This window comes from Priestia megaterium, assembly GCF_023824195.1.
Taxonomy (GTDB): domain Bacteria; phylum Bacillota; class Bacilli; order Bacillales; family Bacillaceae_H; genus Priestia; species Priestia megaterium_D.
Map to the genome: position 1 here is coordinate 1,490,715 of NZ_CP085442.1, position 16,250 is coordinate 1,506,964.

The 16,250-nt window shown below is 38.6% G+C and carries 19 protein-coding genes; 12 read left to right on the top strand and 7 right to left on the bottom strand.

Annotated elements, in window-relative coordinates:
• The first annotated feature begins 66 nt into the window (after window positions 1-66).
• The 4 genes from LIS78_RS07620 to LIS78_RS07635 all read left to right on the top strand — a co-directional run bounded on the left by LIS78_RS07620 (window position 67) and on the right by LIS78_RS07635 (window position 3,098).
• Window positions 67-705: a biotin/lipoyl-containing protein gene (locus LIS78_RS07620; protein ID WP_195780702.1), complete on the top strand. Its 639-nt coding sequence runs from the start codon at window positions 67-69 to the stop codon at window positions 703-705.
• 33 nt (window positions 706-738) lie between these two features.
• Window positions 739-2,364 carry a DHA2 family efflux MFS transporter permease subunit gene (locus LIS78_RS07625; RefSeq protein WP_252284909.1) on the top strand — a complete coding sequence of 542 codons (1,626 nt, stop codon included), beginning with the start codon at window positions 739-741 and terminating at the stop codon, window positions 2,362-2,364.
• Window positions 2,365-2,426: 62 nt separating this feature from the next.
• Window positions 2,427-2,855, top strand: a complete 429-nt coding sequence (locus LIS78_RS07630; protein ID WP_252284910.1) for a MarR family winged helix-turn-helix transcriptional regulator — start codon at window positions 2,427-2,429, stop codon at window positions 2,853-2,855.
• 45 nt (window positions 2,856-2,900) lie between these two features.
• Complete coding sequence (locus LIS78_RS07635) at window positions 2,901-3,098, top strand: helix-turn-helix domain-containing protein (protein ID WP_013082432.1); 198 nt, start codon at window positions 2,901-2,903, stop codon at window positions 3,096-3,098.
• Between the two features lie 29 nt (window positions 3,099-3,127).
• On the opposite strand, the gene ytzI is transcribed toward LIS78_RS07635, so the two are convergent.
• The gene (gene ytzI / locus LIS78_RS07640) at window positions 3,128-3,262 is read right to left on the bottom strand and encodes a YtzI protein (RefSeq protein ID WP_082178527.1); all 135 of its coding nucleotides are present in this window, start codon (window positions 3,260-3,262) and stop codon (window positions 3,128-3,130) included.
• 128 nt (window positions 3,263-3,390) lie between these two features.
• Between ytzI and LIS78_RS07645 the strand changes: the two genes are divergently transcribed.
• Window positions 3,391-3,558: a YfhD family protein gene (locus LIS78_RS07645; RefSeq protein WP_252284911.1), complete on the top strand. Its 168-nt coding sequence runs from the start codon at window positions 3,391-3,393 to the stop codon at window positions 3,556-3,558.
• A 329-nt stretch (window positions 3,559-3,887) separates the two neighbouring features.
• Here LIS78_RS07645 and LIS78_RS07650 read toward each other — a convergent pair whose 3' ends face one another.
• The 4 genes from LIS78_RS07650 to LIS78_RS07665 form a co-directional block, all read right to left on the bottom strand.
• Window positions 3,888-4,895 (bottom strand): FecCD family ABC transporter permease, encoded by a 1,008-nt coding sequence (locus LIS78_RS07650; RefSeq protein ID WP_252284912.1) that lies wholly within the window; start codon window positions 4,893-4,895, stop codon window positions 3,888-3,890.
• Entirely contained in the window at window positions 4,892-5,902 is a 1,011-nt protein-coding gene (locus LIS78_RS07655) for a FecCD family ABC transporter permease (protein WP_209151292.1), read from the bottom strand. The genes LIS78_RS07650 and LIS78_RS07655 overlap by 4 nt, the downstream gene beginning before the upstream one ends.
• 81 nt (window positions 5,903-5,983) lie before the next feature.
• Complete coding sequence (locus LIS78_RS07660) at window positions 5,984-6,907, bottom strand: iron-hydroxamate ABC transporter substrate-binding protein (protein ID WP_195780698.1); 924 nt, start codon at window positions 6,905-6,907, stop codon at window positions 5,984-5,986.
• Window positions 6,908-7,702, bottom strand: coding sequence for an ABC transporter ATP-binding protein (locus LIS78_RS07665; RefSeq protein WP_252284913.1), 795 nt, complete (start codon window positions 7,700-7,702; stop codon window positions 6,908-6,910).
• A 189-nt stretch (window positions 7,703-7,891) separates the two neighbouring features.
• Here LIS78_RS07665 and LIS78_RS07670 point away from each other — a divergent pair, with 189 nt between their 5' ends.
• The 6 genes from LIS78_RS07670 (at window position 7,892) to LIS78_RS07695 (ending at window position 13,624) form a co-directional block, all read left to right on the top strand.
• Window positions 7,892-8,941 (top strand): NAD(P)/FAD-dependent oxidoreductase, encoded by a 1,050-nt coding sequence (locus LIS78_RS07670; RefSeq protein ID WP_252284914.1) that lies wholly within the window; start codon window positions 7,892-7,894, stop codon window positions 8,939-8,941.
• Window positions 8,942-9,094: 153 nt separating this feature from the next.
• On the top strand, window positions 9,095-10,282 hold the full coding sequence (gene megL / locus LIS78_RS07675; RefSeq protein ID WP_252284915.1) for a methionine gamma-lyase: 1,188 nt from the start codon (window positions 9,095-9,097) through the stop codon (window positions 10,280-10,282).
• 213 nt (window positions 10,283-10,495) lie between these two features.
• Window positions 10,496-11,740 (top strand): Bcr/CflA family efflux MFS transporter, encoded by a 1,245-nt coding sequence (locus LIS78_RS07680; protein ID WP_064471497.1) that lies wholly within the window; start codon window positions 10,496-10,498, stop codon window positions 11,738-11,740.
• Between the two features lie 117 nt (window positions 11,741-11,857).
• Window positions 11,858-12,700, top strand: a complete 843-nt coding sequence (locus tag LIS78_RS07685) for an aldo/keto reductase (RefSeq protein ID WP_195780694.1) — start codon at window positions 11,858-11,860, stop codon at window positions 12,698-12,700.
• 139 nt (window positions 12,701-12,839) lie between these two features.
• A complete protein-coding gene (locus tag LIS78_RS07690) occupies window positions 12,840-13,325 on the top strand; it encodes a PaaI family thioesterase (protein WP_195780693.1) in 486 nt (161 codons plus the stop codon).
• A gap of 50 nt (window positions 13,326-13,375) precedes the next feature.
• Window positions 13,376-13,624: a group-specific protein gene (locus LIS78_RS07695; protein ID WP_195780692.1), complete on the top strand. Its 249-nt coding sequence runs from the start codon at window positions 13,376-13,378 to the stop codon at window positions 13,622-13,624.
• Between the two features lie 62 nt (window positions 13,625-13,686).
• Here LIS78_RS07695 and LIS78_RS07700 read toward each other — a convergent pair whose 3' ends face one another.
• Window positions 13,687-13,887, bottom strand: a complete 201-nt coding sequence (locus LIS78_RS07700; RefSeq protein WP_252284916.1) for a hypothetical protein — start codon at window positions 13,885-13,887, stop codon at window positions 13,687-13,689.
• Window positions 13,888-14,046: 159 nt separating this feature from the next.
• On the bottom strand, window positions 14,047-15,561 hold the full coding sequence (gene zwf / locus LIS78_RS07705; RefSeq protein WP_195780690.1) for a glucose-6-phosphate dehydrogenase: 1,515 nt from the start codon (window positions 15,559-15,561) through the stop codon (window positions 14,047-14,049).
• Window positions 15,562-15,725: 164 nt separating this feature from the next.
• Here zwf and hxlR point away from each other — a divergent pair, with 164 nt between their 5' ends.
• Window positions 15,726-16,091 (top strand): transcriptional activator HxlR, encoded by a 366-nt coding sequence (hxlR, locus tag LIS78_RS07710; protein ID WP_195780689.1) that lies wholly within the window; start codon window positions 15,726-15,728, stop codon window positions 16,089-16,091.
• Window positions 16,092-16,250 lie beyond the last annotated feature (159 nt).

Here is a 16,250-nt window from a genome sequence, read left to right on the forward strand (position 1 = left end):
ATATCTTTATGAAAAAGCTATATCGAAAAGTAATTTTATTAGTGAATTATTAAGGAGGAGTAATGAATGTCTAGAAGTCGCTTAATGGTAACAAATTTTATTGGAATCATCGTTATTTTAGCTTTATTAATTGGAGGAGGATATTATTACGTTCAAAAATCGAACTATATTACAACGGATAACGCTAAAGTATCCGGAGATGTATACAATGTAGTTGCACCTGCAGCAGGTAAAGTAGCAAGCTGGACAGTAGAAGAAGGAAATGATGTATCAAAAGATGCTGAAATTGCTAAAATTCAAGCTGAAAAAGGGTCTGTAGCTGCTATAGTACCAGCAGATGGAAAAATTATTCAAACAAACGTAAAAGAAAATCAAATGGTTCAAGCTGGACAGCAAATTGCAACGGAAGTAGATATGAAAGACCTATTTATCGTAGCAAATATTAAAGAAGATCAGCTTAAGGATATTAAAGAAGGCGACGATGTAGATGTAACGGTAGACGGAGACAGCAGTGCAAAAATCGACGGCAAAGTCGAAGAAATTGGATATGCAACCAATTCACTTTCATCTTTAACATCGAACTCAAGCTCAGATGGAAACTACACAAAAGTGTCTCAAACGGTTCCTGTGAAAATTTCTATTTCTAATTATTCAGAGCATGTACTGCCAGGTATGAACGCCGAAGTAAAAATTTCGAAAGACTAATTCTTACTACAACAGTTCAAGAAGGGAGGAAATATGATGACAGCCAGTATAGAAAACACAAGTGATGGATCCATCAAAAAGCATATTCCGCTATTGATTGTTTTAATGCTTGGTTTGTTTCTTGCGATATTAAACCAAACGTTACTAAACGTAGCCATCCCGCATTTGATTACTGAGTTTGGCGTAACGGCAAATACAGCTCAGTGGTTGTTAACTGGATATATGCTTGTTAACGGGGCGTTAATTCCGCTTTCAGCTTTTTTAATTGAACGATTTGGTGTGCGTCGCTTGTTCTTATTTGCAATGTTTTGTTTTACAGTAGGGTCATTGATTTGCGGAATTGCACCTACATTTTCGATTATGCTTACCGGCCGTTTAATTCAAGCTATTGGCGGAGGTGTCTTATCGCCTCTTGTTATGACCATTATTGTGTTTATTTTCCCTCCTCATATGCGAGGAAAAGGGATGGGGATTTTTGGTTTAGCCATGATGTTCGCACCGGCTATTGGACCAACGTTATCTGGATGGGTTATTCAAAACTATGATTGGCACATCCTTTTTAACGGTATGGTGCCATTAGGTGCCATTGTATTAATTATTGCTTTCTTTCAATTAAAAGACATTCAGCCTCCAAAGGATGTAAAAGTTCACATGCCTTCTGTTGTGACATCACTTGCAGGTATGGGATTATTGCTTTACGGATTCAGTGAAGCTGGAAATGACGGCTGGACGGATTCAGTTGTTCTTTCTACAATCATTGGCGGGGCAGTTCTTTTAATTATATTTGTTCTTCAACAAATTAAATCTGAAAAGCCGCTATTGGATATGCGTGTGTTTAAATATAATATTTTTTCACTATCAAATATTATTAGTATTGCGATTACAATTAGTATGTACGCAGGTATGTTCTTGCTTCCAATTTACTTGCAAAATATCCGTGGATATTCTGCTTTTGATTCAGGACTGCTGTTGCTTCCTGGCGCACTTGTTATGCTGGTTATGTCGCCGATTTCAGGTGCATTGTTTGATAAAGTGGGACCTCGTCCGCTAGCAATCGTTGGTATGCTCATTACATCTATTTCAACGTTTGAATTTACGAAGCTGACGATGGATACACCGTTTAATCATATTTTAGCGATTTATATTATCCGCTCGTTTGGTATGTCACTTTTAATGATGCCAATTATGACAGCCGGTTTGAATCAGCTTCCGCAGCGGCTAAGCAGTCACGGAACGTCAATGTCTAATACGCTTCGTCAAGTAAGTGGTTCAATTGGTATTAGTTTAATGACGACCATTTTTACGAACCGTACAACGTATCACGTAAATGAAATCAGCAGTTCCATGAATACGTCTGATCCATTCTTTATGAATAGCTTTCATTTATTTGTACAAAAAGTAGCTGCTACTTTGCATTTATCACAAGATCAAGCTCAGCAGCAAGCGCTGACGATTTTATCTGGAAAAATGACGCAGCAAGGTACGATTCAAGGTATTAACGATGCCTTTTATTGGGCAACAGCGATTTCTGTTATCGGTTTAATTTTAAGTTTCTTCCTTCGTGACGTACGTAAAGATAGAGTAGTCGAAGAAAAGAAATCAGAAGCTCAAGAGGAAGATATTCGTATGCTTCCAGCTCCAAAAAGTATAAATTCATAAGGAGCTATAGAAATCTAAAGTTCATCATAAAACATGTTGGAGAGAAAGGGGAAGTGAGGTGGATGGATCCATTGATATTTGGTGAAGAAATTCAAAGAATTTCAATATCTTTAAACAAAAAAGTAATGACAAATGTAAAAAGCCTTTTACAGCATTACGGAATTACCCCTTTTCAATATCATATTTTACTGATTGTTGAACGTGCACGTACAATGCCTGTCACCAAAGTGGCAGACGAAATGAAGGCGAGCCCAAGCGTTATCACAGCATCGATTACACGTTTGTATGAACTGAACCTTGTGGAGCGCTACCATTCAAAAAGAGATCGGCGTAAAGTTATGATCGAGCTTACAAACAAAGGGAAACAAGTGATTCAAGCTGCTGAGAAAGACATGCAGCAAGGGGTTGAAAAACTGTTTGCTTGCTATAAAGAAGAAGAACAGCAGCAATTTCTCACGCTCTGTCGGCAGCTAGATGAACATGTGACTTGAACTTGAGTAGAAAAAAGTATATTGAGTTAAGCGGAGTGAGTGTAAATGAATAAAGAAACGGTAAAAAACATTCGGAAAAACTACAATATGAATCAGCGAAACTTCGCTCAAGCAGTGAACTGCAGTTTTTCTTTAATCGCACTGGTTGAAGTGGGGAAGCGAAGAGTAACAAAAAACTTGGAAGACAAAATTAAGCAAGCATTTCAATTGAATGATCATGATTTAAAAACACTGCAAGGGTAATACAAAAAGTAGGTGTGAAACGAGCGCACCTACTTTTTCTCGTCTTGTTTTTTTGTAAGCGGATCTACCGTATGTTTGTAATCATAAGCTTTCGAAGTGGTAACTACGCACAGCAGTAAAATAACAAATACAATGATAATAGAGAGCGTAATAATGATGATCATATAAAACGTCCTTTCTTTTTCTTATTACGTATGCTTTCGGTCTTATTGGTAAAATTCCTTCTTTCTCCACATAGTGCAGAAACGACAAACGCATACTAGTAACAGTCTAGAATAAAGGAGTGTTCATAATGAATGAAAAAGAGTTGAAAAAACAATTAAAAAAGGTAGCGGATTATCCTGCATCTAAAGCAGATGGAGTAGATGAAGAGTTTTCTCGTGAATTAGCAGACCAAAACGATTTAGAAGCACAGGATAGAGCGAACGCTGCAGATGAAAGACAAAAAAAGCAAAACTGAAGCTGAGATAAAAGTATTTTAGCCCAAGTGACAAACGAACCACTAATCGAAATGTTTGATTAGTGGTTCGTTATTTTTGTTATGGTGAACGTAGGTTTCATCTTAGTTCTTTCTAGCTGTCGATTGGAGGGCAAGGCGAAGACTCCTGCGGGAAAAGCGGAATAGGTGAGACCCCGCAGGAGCGTAAGCGACGAGGAGGCTCACCGGCCGCCCGCGGAAAGCGAAGTCTTGCACGGAAATCAACAGCGGTGTAACGAGCGGTTCAGCTCATGCATTCAATTGGTTTGTCTTTAGATTGGATTGATGTTGTTATTTCTCAGCCTCGTTTATTATTTTTTCAAAAGCAAATAAACAAAGTAAGGAGCACCTATTATGGCGGCAATAATTCCTGCCGGTATACCGTTAGGATCGGCAATGTTATGTCCTATTGTATCTGCAATCAGCAAAAGCCAGCCGCCAAGTAAAATGGCAACGGGAATAAAAAGCTGGTTTCTCGGTCCGACTAAGCCTTTGGCAATATGAGGAGCAAGAAGCCCAATAAAGGCCACACCGCCTGTAACTGAAACTGCGGCTGCCGCTAATGCAACCGCGGCTAGAAGCAATGTTATACGCTCTTTCTCCATAGCGATACCGACTCCAATAGCTGCAGCTTCATTTAAGTTAAAAATGTTTAATGAATTTGCTTTGTACAATATAAAAGGAATCAAGACAAGAAGCCAAGGTAGAAGTGCCCATATAAAAGGCCAGTCTGACCCCCAAATGTTTCCTGCGATCCATTTAGCAATAAAATCAACTTTAGCACGATCAGCTGATGACATAATCACCACCATCATTCCAGAAAGAGCCATCGAAAAACCTACGCCTGTTAAAATAAGCTTCACAGGCTGCAGCCCTTGGCTTTTACTATATGCACAAAGATAGATAAGACCAGCAGTAAACAAGGCGCCGATGAACCCTACTAACGGAAGAGCATACACGAAAGAGCCAGCTTCAATTGGAAAAAATAAAAAGAATACGGCAATTGCGACGCCTACTCCTGAATTAATTCCTATAATTCCAGGTTCTGCTAAATCATTGCGCGTAACACCTTGTAAGATAGCGCCTGATAAAGCTAGAGCCATTCCTGCTAAAAGAGTAATGATAATTCGCGGAAGTCGAATTGAAAAAAGAACGAACTCATCTGCAAAATTCCCTTTGCCAAAAAGAGTAGGAAACACTTTATTATAAGGAAGGGATGCATCACCAAGCCCCATTCCTATCACAATCGTTCCAAGAATCAAAAAAGTGAGCAGCATCATAATTATTCGTTGTTTTCTAATAAGCGCTGGGTGAATCATGAGAATGCTTTTCCTCCTTTACGAACAATGACTAAAAAGAAAGGTAAACCAATCATCGATACAACTGCTGCTATTGGTGTTTCATAAGGAGCACTTACGGTTCGGGCCAACGTATCAGCGAGCAGCATAAACGCTGCGCCAGTGATAGCGGACATAGGGATAATATAACGATAGTCGGTTCCTATGATTCCTCGTACAATATGAGGAATCATCAAACCGATAAACACCATGTTTCCGACTAGCGCGACAGAAGCGCCGGCAAGAAGAATCATGACAACAAATAAAATGGTTTTGACTTTTGCAGTTTGCTGACCTAACCCCACAGCGACTTCTTCATTTAAGCTTAAAATAGTAAGCTGCCGAGAAAGCAGAAGGGCAATGAATATACCTCCGACAATAAAAGGAACAATGATTTGAAGCTGTTCCCATGAAGTGCCTACCATTCCGCCAGCAGTCCACATCGATACATCTTTTGAAATTTTAAAATAAATACCGACGCCTTCTCCAATCGCATAAAGAAATGCTGAAACGGCAGCCCCGGCTAGTACAATTCGAAGCGGAGAAAAACCGCCTCTTTTTATAGCAGCAATTCCAAACACCAAAATTGCGCCAACCGCAGCTCCGATAAAGCAAGCAATCGTAATACCTAAATAATTTACAGAAGGGATAAAGGCAATTGTTACAGCTAAAGCTGCATTTGCGCCAGAAGTTAAGCCTAAAAGTCCTGGATCTGCAAGAGGATTTCTTGTCATACCTTGCATAATCGCCCCTGATACTGATAAAGCAGCGCCAACAAAAACAGCGGCGATTTCACGAGGTAAACGAATATCTCGGATGATCGAAATCTGTTCGTTTACACTGCTTGATGAAAGTGCTAGCCACACATCTTTTATAGCTATATCAGCAGCCCCAAAAACCATTGAAGAAACAAACATTATGATGAATACGAGCAGCATACCTATTAATTTATATAAAAAAGGAATGAAACGCTGATTGTCTTTTTTCATAAAACACCCATCTTTTCATGTAAGAATAAATTTAGTAAAACAAAGCAAGAGGAATTCTAAAAAGAATTCCTCTTGAATGAATTACTTGCCAAGAAATTTTTGAGTAAAGAAATCTAGTTGATAATCTAATGTGATTGGATCATTAAAATAAAATTCTTTTGCATTTGCTTCAAATACGTGATCATTCTTTACAGCAGGAATATTTTTGTACGTATCTGTTTTCTCAAATGATGTATCTCCATCTTGGTTTTTGCTGAAGATTAAATAATCTCCGGCATATTCAGGAAGAACTTCTGGCGAAATCGCATAGTATCCATCTTTCAAAGCCATTTTCTTTACTTTCTCCGGCATTTTTAATTTCATTTCTTGATAAAGAATTTCCGTTCCGCGTCCCCAGTTATCGCCAAACACATACAACTGCTTGTCAAAGTTCTCAATAACTGAAACCGTGGTATCTTCGCCAATTTTAGCTTTGATGTCAGAACCAGCTTTTGCCGCACGGTTTTTAAAATCGTTTACCCATGCTTGTGCTTCTTTTTCTTTATTTAATAGTTTTCCGATTTCTACATGCTGAGTAAGGTAATCTACTTTATCGTATGTATACGTGACGGTAGGAGCAATTTTTTTTAATTTATCAACGTTTTTTGTAGTAGATAAGCCAATAATTAGGTCAGGCTTTAATTTAATGATCTTTTCTAAATTTTCATCTGATACTTCTTCAACGCCTTTTAATTTCTTTTCAAAGCGGGGATTCATTTTAGACCATGAATCAACTCCGACAATATTGACGCCTAACGACATGACGTTACCTGCGTAGGAGCCTAACACTACAACACGTTTCGGGTTAGCCGGAACTTTTACAGGGCCGTCTTCAGATTGATATGTGATCGTCTTGGATTCGCTGTTTCCTTTACTAGAATCGTTTTTGCTTTCAGTTGAACCGTTGCTGCAGGCACTAATAAGTAGTACGAATATGAGCATGAATGGAAGCAGTAATTTTTTCATTTAGTTATCTCCTCTTAATAAGTTATACGTGATGCACATTGGTTTATTTGTTCTCGGGTCTCGTCCGATTTCAGCGTCGATATGAAACACTTTTTTTAGAACGTCATGCGTAATGACTTCTTCACATTTTCCGGCTTTGACAATTTCACCATCTTTTAAAGCAATAATATAATCTGCAAAGCGAGCGGCTTGATTTAGATCATGAAGCACCATTACAATTGTACGTTCCTGCTCTTTGTTTAACTTTTGAAGAAGCTCAAGCACTTCTAACTGATGAGCCATATCCAAGTAGGTAGTAGGCTCATCGAGGAATATAATATCGGTTTCTTGAGCTAAAGCCATTGCAATCCACACTCGCTGACGCTGACCGCCCGAAAGAGAGTCAACGAGCCGGAATTTATAATCTTTTGTTCCGGTTACTTCAAGCGCCCAGTCAATCGTTTGATAGTCTTGTTTCGACAGACGCCCAAACCCTTTTTGGTAGGGAAATCGTCCATAAGATACGAGTTCTCCCACAGTTAGGCCTTTAGCACTTTCAGGGGTTTGAGGGAGAATGGCCATTTTTTTAGCGAGTGCTTTTGTATGTTCTATTGAAATATTTTCACCATCTAAAATAACGGAACCGGATTGATGAGAAATAATGCGGGTGATGGCTTTTAAAAGCGTTGATTTGCCGCATCCATTTGAACCAATAATGGTGGTAATCTTTTTGTCTGGAATGTTAACGCTTAAATCCTTTACTATTAGACGTTCACCATAACTAATATGTAATTTCTCTGTATATAGGCGAACCATATCTGACCCTCCGTTTACGTTTAATACAACAAACACCTGATAATGATTATCAGTATCGTTTACTTTACATACTATAATTCGAACGTTTCAGGATGTCAATAGTTATTTTTATTGTCAAAACGGTGAAGAAGATGTATATTCAAATGAGAATGATAATCAATAACAATTAATTGCAAGGAGTGGGTGTTCATGACACATAACGAACTGTTTGACGTGACAATTATAGGCGGGGGACCTGCTGGCCTTTACTCTGCCTTTTATAGTGGACTAAGAGAAATGAAAACAAAGCTAATTGAATATCAGCCCAAGCTAGGCGGAAAACTTCACGTTTATCCTGAAAAAATGATTTGGGATGTAGGAGGACAAACTCCTATTTCTGGTGCGAAGCTTATTGAACAGCTTGTTGAACAAGGGCTGACGTTTGATCCAACTGTTGTTTTAAATGAGAAAGTTGAATCCATTTCCCGCTTAGAAGATGGTACTTTCCAGCTGACGAGTTCTTCAGGTGAACACCATTACTCTAAAACCATTATCCTTGCTGTCGGAGGAGGTATTTTAAATCCGCAAAAGCTCAAAATTGAAGGGGCAGAACGATTTGAAATATCAAACTTAAACTATACGGTTAAATCTCTGCAGCATTTTAAAAATAAAACGGTGATTGTTTCCGGGGGAGGCAATTCAGCCATTGATTGGGCAAATGAGCTAGAGTCCGTTGCTAAAAAAGTATATATTTCGTACCGAAACAGTGAACTAAACGGTCATGAAGCACAGGTGAGACAATTAATAAACAGTTCAGCTCGGTGTCTGCTTAACACATCTATTACAAAATTAGTGGCTGATGCGGCGCATGAATTTATTGAAAAAGTTGAGCTGACTAATCATCAAACCGGTGAAATTTCTTATTTGCCGATTGACGAAGTTATTATTAATCACGGTTATGAAAGAGACACCGAACTGTTAAAAAGCAGTGAATTACATATTAAAACCATTGATGACTGCTATGTTGCAGGTAACGCAGCAAGCGAAACGTCTGTAGAAGGCATGTATGCAGCAGGAGACATTCTCATGCACGAAGGAAAAGTCCATTTAATTACCGGTGCTTTTCAAGATGCTGCTAATGCCGTAAACAAAGCAAAACAATTCGTTCAGCCCTCAGCTGCTAAGGCGGCTATGGTTTCTTCTCATAATGAAGTATTTAAAAAGCGTAATTCAGCACTAATTAAACAAATGATGAAGTAAAGCGAGGTGCAATGTGCATGTCGCTTCTTTCTCTACGATGGAATTATCTACATGGAGAGGCAGGGAACGAAAAAAGAAAAGAGAAATATAATAAAAGAAAACGCTTACATTTTTAAAATGACACAGCGCTTGTTTGCATAAGGGGGAAGCCGTATGAACGAAAAAGAGAAATATCAGTTTGAAACAAAAGCCATTCACGCAGGGTATGAATCAAAACATCATTTTGATAGTTTAGCTCCGCCTATTTATCAAACGTCTACATTTACATTTTCATCTCTAGAACAAGGTGCAAACCGGTTTAGCGGAGCAGAAAATGGTTATGTATATTCCCGGTTATCTAATCCAACGGTCACCATTTTAGAAGAGCGTATGGCACAGCTTGAAGAAGGAGAAGCCGCTTTGGCATTTGGATCAGGAATGGCCGCAGTATCGGCTGTATTGATTGGACTTACAAAAGCAGGCGATCATATTTTATGTTCTAAAGGAGTGTATGGATGTACGTTTGGTCTGCTGGAAATGCTTGAGGAAAAATATCAAATCCATCATTCTTTCTCCAACTTGGAAAATGAGGAAGAAATTCTTGCTGCTATCAGAGAAGATACAGCATGTATTTATATTGAAACACCGATTAACCCGACTATGACTTTAGTAGATTTAGAGTTAGTTACTTCTATCGCCAAACAAAAGGGAATTCCCGTGGTAGTAGACAATACCTTTTCAACTCCTTATTTGCAACAGCCGCTGAAGCTTGGATGCGACTTAGTCATTCATAGCGCAACTAAATTTATTGGTGGACACGGAGATGTTGTCGCAGGGATTGTAGTAGGGAACGAAGAGGTTATTTCCGTACTGCGCAAAACGACGCAAAAAGATATCGGAGGCATTCTTTCACCATTTGATGCTTGGCTGTTACTCCGAGGCTTAAAAACGCTGGCCGTTCGAATGGATCGTCACTGTGAGAATGCTGAACATATCGCAAAACAATTAAGTCTCCATCCCAAGGTAAAAGCCGTTTATTATCCAGGTGATAAAAAGAGCACTGCTTATTCTCTTATGCAAAAGCAAATGAAAAAAGGAGGGGGGCTTCTCTCCTTTGAAGTGAAAGGAGGTTATGAAGAAACCGTAAAAGTGGTCAATCAGCTTAAGCTCATTTCCATTGCAGTAAGTCTTGGAGATGCTGAAACACTTATTCAGCATCCTGCCTCTATGACGCATGCAGTTGTGCCGGAAGAAGCTCGGAAAGAAATGGGAATCTCAAACGAACTCCTTCGTTTATCAGTTGGACTGGAAGCTTGGGAAGATATTATGAAAGATTTACAGCAGGCATTAGATAGTATATAACAAACGCTCAAACAACGCTTGAAGTATCTTAAGGATATTTCAAGCGTTGTTTTTTGAATATCAACCGCATGTCATCACTCATACATCCTTTTTTGCGAGTGGAACTTTACCTACATCTTTAGACAAATGTCCTAGACAGAAGAGATGCCTTTCAATAGACTAAAGGTTATCTGTGAAAATACAATATTTAGGTAAGGAAGGTGCTCTGCTATTATGCTTCATAATCCAACTGGAAAAAAACGTCTAGGATTGGCGTTTCTTCTCAGCACGCTTGCGATATTAGGTCCGCTTAATATCGATATGTATTTGCCAAGTTTTCCTGCTATTGCTGATCATTTAGATGCGCGAGCTTCACTTGTACAGCTTAGCTTAACATCGTGTTTACTAGGACTTGCCGTTGGTCAAATCGTGATTGGTCCAATCAGTGATGCGAAGGGAAGAAAAGGACCTTTACTCATTTCCATCTCTTTATTTATGTTATCGTCATTGCTCTGTGCGCTGGCTCCTACTATCACGGCTTTAGTCATCGCACGCTTTTTGCAGGGGTTTACGGCTTCGGCAGGAGTTGTTCTTTCTCGCGCCATTGTCAGAGACGTTTTTAGTGGAAGAGAGCTTACGAAGTTTTTTGCTCTGTTAATGGTTATCAATGCCTTTGCACCAATGATAGCACCAATGGCCGGAGGTGCTATTTTACTTCTTCCTTTTGCAAGCTGGCATACTATTTTCTTGTTTTTAAGTTTAATAGGTCTTTTAATTGTTTTAACAATCTCAATGCGTTTAAAAGAAACTTTGCCAATTGAAAATAGAACGCCAAGTTCAATTGGTCATTCCGTTCGCACAATGGGCAGTTTATTACAAGACCGTTCTTTTATTGGGTATGCCTTAATTGTCGGACTGGTCCACGGAGGAAGCTTTGCTTATGTATCAGGCACTCCGTTTGTCTATCAAGGGATATACCATGTTTCTCCGCAAGTTTTTAGCATTTTGTTTGGCATTAACGGCTTGGCCATTGTGACTGGAAGCTTTATTATTGGGCGCTTTAGCGGAATTCTTCATGAAAGAAGCCTGCTTCGCATTGCCGTGATTACGGCTGTAAGTGCTACTAGCGTACTTCTTATCATGACCATGCTTAAAGGGCCGCTTGCTACGATTGTTATTCCCATTTTTATTTACATGATCTCTATAGGAATGACGATCACAGGCTCCGTGACATTGGCAATGAAAAATCAAGGACATAGAGCAGGAAGTGCGAGTGCCGTGTTAGGCATGCTTCCACTAACTTTAGGATCAATTGTTTCTCCTTTAGTGGGTATTAACGAAACCACAGCGATTCCGATGGCTGCTATTTTATTTAGTACGGCGCTTTTGGGTTTTGTAGCTTTCTTTACGTTAACTAAAAACAAGAAAGAAACAGAAAAGTGCGACGTTAACGAGTTTAAAACGGAGGTTTCTCCGTAATCACTTTTTTGATTGTTTGAAAGCATCACTCCTTTGTAAAAATGAGTGGTGCAAATTTATTCAAGTATTGGATAATATATGCTAACCTTAGGACATGATCGAAAGGAGTGGATAATAATGAGTAAAGTAATTCCTGAAATAACCCTTAATGACGGGGTAACCTTGCCTGCTATAGGTTTTGGTACATACAAGCTTAACGGAAATGAAGGCGTCAACGCTATAACGAGTGCGATTGATGTAGGGTATCGTCTAATTGATACTGCTTATAATTACGAAAATGAAGGCACTGTAGGGCAAGCTCTCCGAAGAACATCGGTTTCTAGACAAGAATTATTCGTTACGTCTAAACTCCCAGGGCGATACCATACGTATGACAAAGCAATTCCTACCATCCAAGAATCTTTATATCGCGCGAATTTAGACTATTACGATTTGTATCTTATTCATTGGCCTAATCCTAAACAAGATCATTATGTAGAAGCTTGGCAAGCATTGATTGATGCGAAGCGCTGGGGCTTAATTCGTTCAATTGGTGTTTGTAATTTTCTTCCCGAGCATATTGAGCGCTTGGAAAAAGAGACCGGCATTTTACCAAGTATCAATCAAATAGAACTGCATCCTTTTTTTAATCAACATCAATATCGAAATTGGTATCAAGAGAAAAACATTCAAATTGAATCTTGGAGTCCACTAGGGCGAGCAAGTGCTGTTTTAGAAAATGAAACAATTAAACAAATTGCCGACCGTCATAATAAGACAGTTTCACAAGTGATTTTGCGATGGCATTATCAGCTAGGGGCGATTTCAATTCCAAAATCGTCATCTCGCAAGCGGCAGCTTGAAAACATATCCATTTTTTCATTTTCTTTAGATGAAACTGAAATGAATATGATTTCAGAATTGAACCGCGAGGATGGAAGACTTAATAATCAAGACCCCGCTGCTTATGAAGAATTTTAACTATAAGGCCTCACTTATTTTTTAAGTGAGGCTTTTCTTCTATAATTTTTAGTTATTTAAGCTTGAAAATAGTCCGTTTAGTTCTAACGATTGTAGGAGAAAATGTGTTAAAATATTCCGAAAAAAGGAGTGGTGAACCATGGAAAAAGTAGTAAAAGCGATTCAAGACGAATATCCGGATGATTTTGCATGGTGTTACGGCTGCGGCCGATTAAATCAAGACGGCTATCATTTTCGGACAGGATGGTTAGGTGAAAAAACAATTACCCTTTATACACCTAAGGCTGAACATACAGCCATACCAGGATTTGTTTATGGCGGACTTCTTGCATCACTGATTGATTGCCATGGAACAGGCTCTGCATCTCTTGCTCTATACCGTAAAAATGGCTACGAAATAGGAGACTCAGCAGAGCCGCCGCGGTTTGTTACCGGTTCTCTCCACGTAGATTTTAAAAAACCAACGCCACAGGGTGAAGTACTAAAAGCGATAGGAACGGTTGAAGAAATTCACCCGAAGAAATGGAGAGTTAAAACAGAAGTATACGCGAGTGACATCATTGTTGCGACCGGAGAAGTTGTGGCAGTTGTTATGCCAAATACGTTTAAACGCAAAGAAGACTAAAAAATGAAAAGTGCAGTACAAAACAGTTACATAAAAGGGGAGGAAAAGGTATGGGTAAATGTAATTTAGACCACTCGGTAGAAGATGTAAAACAGAAGTTTAACTCGCAGTCACAATGGCTGCCAGAAGATGTTCGCTCGTTATTTCATGAGTTTCTCGTACGAAATCCTTCGCAAACAACATTAAACGAGATGTTTCATTTGCTGAAGAAATATGATTTGGTTGATGAACAAGAAAGAAAAGAGCGAGATCGAAAAATCAAATGGCTGATATTAAATAAAGAAGATACGAAGGCTTAAGTTTTTATCAATGAGTGACATTACTAGGTTTTAATAATAAATTTTTAATATTTTAAAAGGGGTTAAGACATAACTAAATGGATCCAATCTAAAGACCAACAACTAGTATACATGAGCTGAACCGCTTGTGACACCGCAGTTGATTTTCGTGCAAGACTTCGCTTTCCGCGGGCGGCCGCTGAGCCTCCTCGTCGCATACGCTCCTGCGGGGTCTCACCTGTTCCGCTTTTCCCGCAGGAGTCTTCGTCTTGCCCTCCAATCAACAACTAGAAGCAACTACATACAGTAAGCCTACGTTTACGACCACAATGAAAAAATCCGAACGAGTTGGATTTTCCATCAAGAATCTCGCTTCATCGTTCGGATCTTTCTTCAAATAAAATGCTTTTACCCCAGCCTCTTTTTAACGAGATTAAAAGTAATCACCACCACTTAAATCCGTCTTCTTTTAACAATTGATTTGAAGCTGCTGGTCCCATCGTACCCGCAGGATAAAAATGAAGAGGAAAGCGTTCATCATTAAAAACTTCTAAAATAGGTTGCACCCATTTCCAAGATAATTCAACTTCTTCCCAATGAGCAAAAAATGTGGAGTCTCCCTGTAAAGCATCAAATAACAGCAGTTCATAAGCTTCGGGTACTTCTTTTTGATTTGTTGAGAAATTGATAAAAATAGGCTCGATTTTATTATCATTCAAAGGATTTTTGCTGTTTAATTGTAGCGAGATACCTTCATTTGGGCTAATTTCGACAACTAAAAGGTTAGGAATGACTTCTTCATCTGTATAAACATCCTTTAAAGGATGTTTAAATTCAATGACGATACGCGTGCATTTTTTACTCATTCTTTTTCCTGTGCGAAGATAGAAGGGCACTCCTTTCCAAAGCTCATGATCAATCCATACCCGGACTGCTATAAATGTGTCATTAACGGAAGCAGCATTGATGCCGGGCTCTTCTTTATATCCTATAACGGAACGATCTTGGATTTTTCCCGCTTCATATTGACCTCTTATGACGTTCGAATGAATAAACTCTTTTTGTAGAGAGCGAAGGCTTTTCATAATTTTTATCTTTTGTTGGCGAGTTTTTGCGATGTTAAGCGTCTTTGGTAGCTGCATGGCAGTCATCATAAGCATTTGAAGCATATGGTTTTGGAACATATCCCTAATTGCACCGGACTGATCATAGTAATGCGCTCTTTCTTCTACACCAACTGTTTCACTAGCTGTAATTTGAACATTTGCAACGTAGTGATGATTCCATAGTGCTTGTAAAATAGGGTTTGCAGATGCTAAAGCCTCCAAATTTTGAATCATCGGTTTTCCTAGATAGTGGTCGATACGGTAAATCTCTTCTTCATTGAACGTTTCAGTAAGCTTTTGATTTAACACTTGAGCAGATTGTAAATCGTGTCCGAAAGGCTTTTCGATAATAAGACGTTTCCAGCCTTTTGTAGATCCTAATCCGCCGCTATTTATATTTGAAGCAATAACATCTACAAATTCAGGAGCCACTGATAAATAGAAAAGACGATTTTCAGGAATATTTAATTCTGCTTCGCCTTCTTGAATGGCATGAAGCAACTGGTCATATCCATCACTATTGTTGACATCCATTTTATGATAGCGAACTGTCTGAAGAAATTCTTTTATCTTGGATTCACCTTGTCTAAAGCGCCTTGAAAAAGTCTTTACTGATTCTTCTACATAGATTTGAAAGGCATCATCAGACCAGTTGCTTCTACCAGTACAAACAATAGAAAAGGAAGAAGGCAGCTTTTTATCTAAAAATAAATTATATAACGCAGGAAAAATTTTTCTTTTAGCCAAATCTCCTGTTGCTCCAAATAAGATAAAGGTCATAGAATCCACTTCTAACGCTTGTGGTGAATGAGACTTAAGACAATTATTACGTGAACGAGCTACACTGCCCAATTGATCTCCTCCTTTATTTTAACGGTCTATTGCAGTGAATATAGTCTTTTACCATCTTTACAGATTACAGTATAGCAGGTACAATTTTCCTTTATAAGTAGACACTTTATTTTCATATAGTGTCTAAAACTATACTATTACGCATAAAAAGGGAGGAAAAAGGATTGAGCAGACTTTTTAACAAAACGTTTAACTGTGAAAAGGAATTAACGTTAACGATTATTGGAGGCAAGTGGAAAATGTTGATTATGTGGCACTTAGGAAAAGAAGGGACGAAACGGTTTGGTGAGTTAAAGTCCATGATGCCGGGAATTACTCAGCGAATGTTAGTAAGTCAGCTGCGAGAATTAGAAGAAGATCAAATCGTTCACCGAAAAGTCTATCCGGTTGTACCTCCAAAAGTTGAGTATTCCTTGACTGAACACGGAAGAAGCTTGATGCCCATTCTTGAGAGCATGGATGAGTGGGGAAAAAATTATATGCAAACCGTTATAGAGCCTGAAATGAATAATTCCAGCCATATGGGTTAAAATCTTTTGTTGAAAAGATAAAACTAACCTAATTATTCAGAATTTTCTAAAATAAACACAAATGATACGCTGCATCGAAGCGTCCATAGTATATTTTTAGTGACTATATGTTTTAAAAGTGCCTACTTCTTTTTTGAAAGTAACGGTTTTACAATGAAT

Bases quoted from the DNA above. Each gene is read 5' to 3' on its own strand.
- LIS78_RS07620 (WP_195780702.1), top strand. From the start codon at position 67: ATGTCTAGAAGTCGCTTAATGGTAACAAATTTTATTGGAATCATCGTT.
- LIS78_RS07625 (WP_252284909.1), top strand. From the start codon at position 739: ATGATGACAGCCAGTATAGAAAACACAAGTGATGGATCCATCAAAAAG.
- LIS78_RS07630 (WP_252284910.1), top strand. From the start codon at position 2,427: ATGGATCCATTGATATTTGGTGAAGAAATTCAAAGAATTTCAATATCT.
- LIS78_RS07635 (WP_013082432.1), top strand. From the start codon at position 2,901: ATGAATAAAGAAACGGTAAAAAACATTCGGAAAAACTACAATATGAAT.
- ytzI (WP_082178527.1), bottom strand. From the start codon at position 3,262: ATGATCATCATTATTACGCTCTCTATTATCATTGTATTTGTTATTTTA.
- LIS78_RS07645 (WP_252284911.1), top strand. From the start codon at position 3,391: ATGAATGAAAAAGAGTTGAAAAAACAATTAAAAAAGGTAGCGGATTAT.
- LIS78_RS07650 (WP_252284912.1), bottom strand. From the start codon at position 4,895: ATGATTCACCCAGCGCTTATTAGAAAACAACGAATAATTATGATGCTG.
- LIS78_RS07655 (WP_209151292.1), bottom strand. From the start codon at position 5,902: ATGAAAAAAGACAATCAGCGTTTCATTCCTTTTTTATATAAATTAATA.
- LIS78_RS07660 (WP_195780698.1), bottom strand. From the start codon at position 6,907: ATGAAAAAATTACTGCTTCCATTCATGCTCATATTCGTACTACTTATT.
- LIS78_RS07665 (WP_252284913.1), bottom strand. From the start codon at position 7,702: ATGGTTCGCCTATATACAGAGAAATTACATATTAGTTATGGTGAACGT.
- LIS78_RS07670 (WP_252284914.1), top strand. From the start codon at position 7,892: ATGACACATAACGAACTGTTTGACGTGACAATTATAGGCGGGGGACCT.
- megL (WP_252284915.1), top strand. From the start codon at position 9,095: ATGAACGAAAAAGAGAAATATCAGTTTGAAACAAAAGCCATTCACGCA.
- LIS78_RS07680 (WP_064471497.1), top strand. From the start codon at position 10,496: ATGCTTCATAATCCAACTGGAAAAAAACGTCTAGGATTGGCGTTTCTT.
- LIS78_RS07685 (WP_195780694.1), top strand. From the start codon at position 11,858: ATGAGTAAAGTAATTCCTGAAATAACCCTTAATGACGGGGTAACCTTG.
- LIS78_RS07690 (WP_195780693.1), top strand. From the start codon at position 12,840: ATGGAAAAAGTAGTAAAAGCGATTCAAGACGAATATCCGGATGATTTT.
- LIS78_RS07695 (WP_195780692.1), top strand. From the start codon at position 13,376: ATGGGTAAATGTAATTTAGACCACTCGGTAGAAGATGTAAAACAGAAG.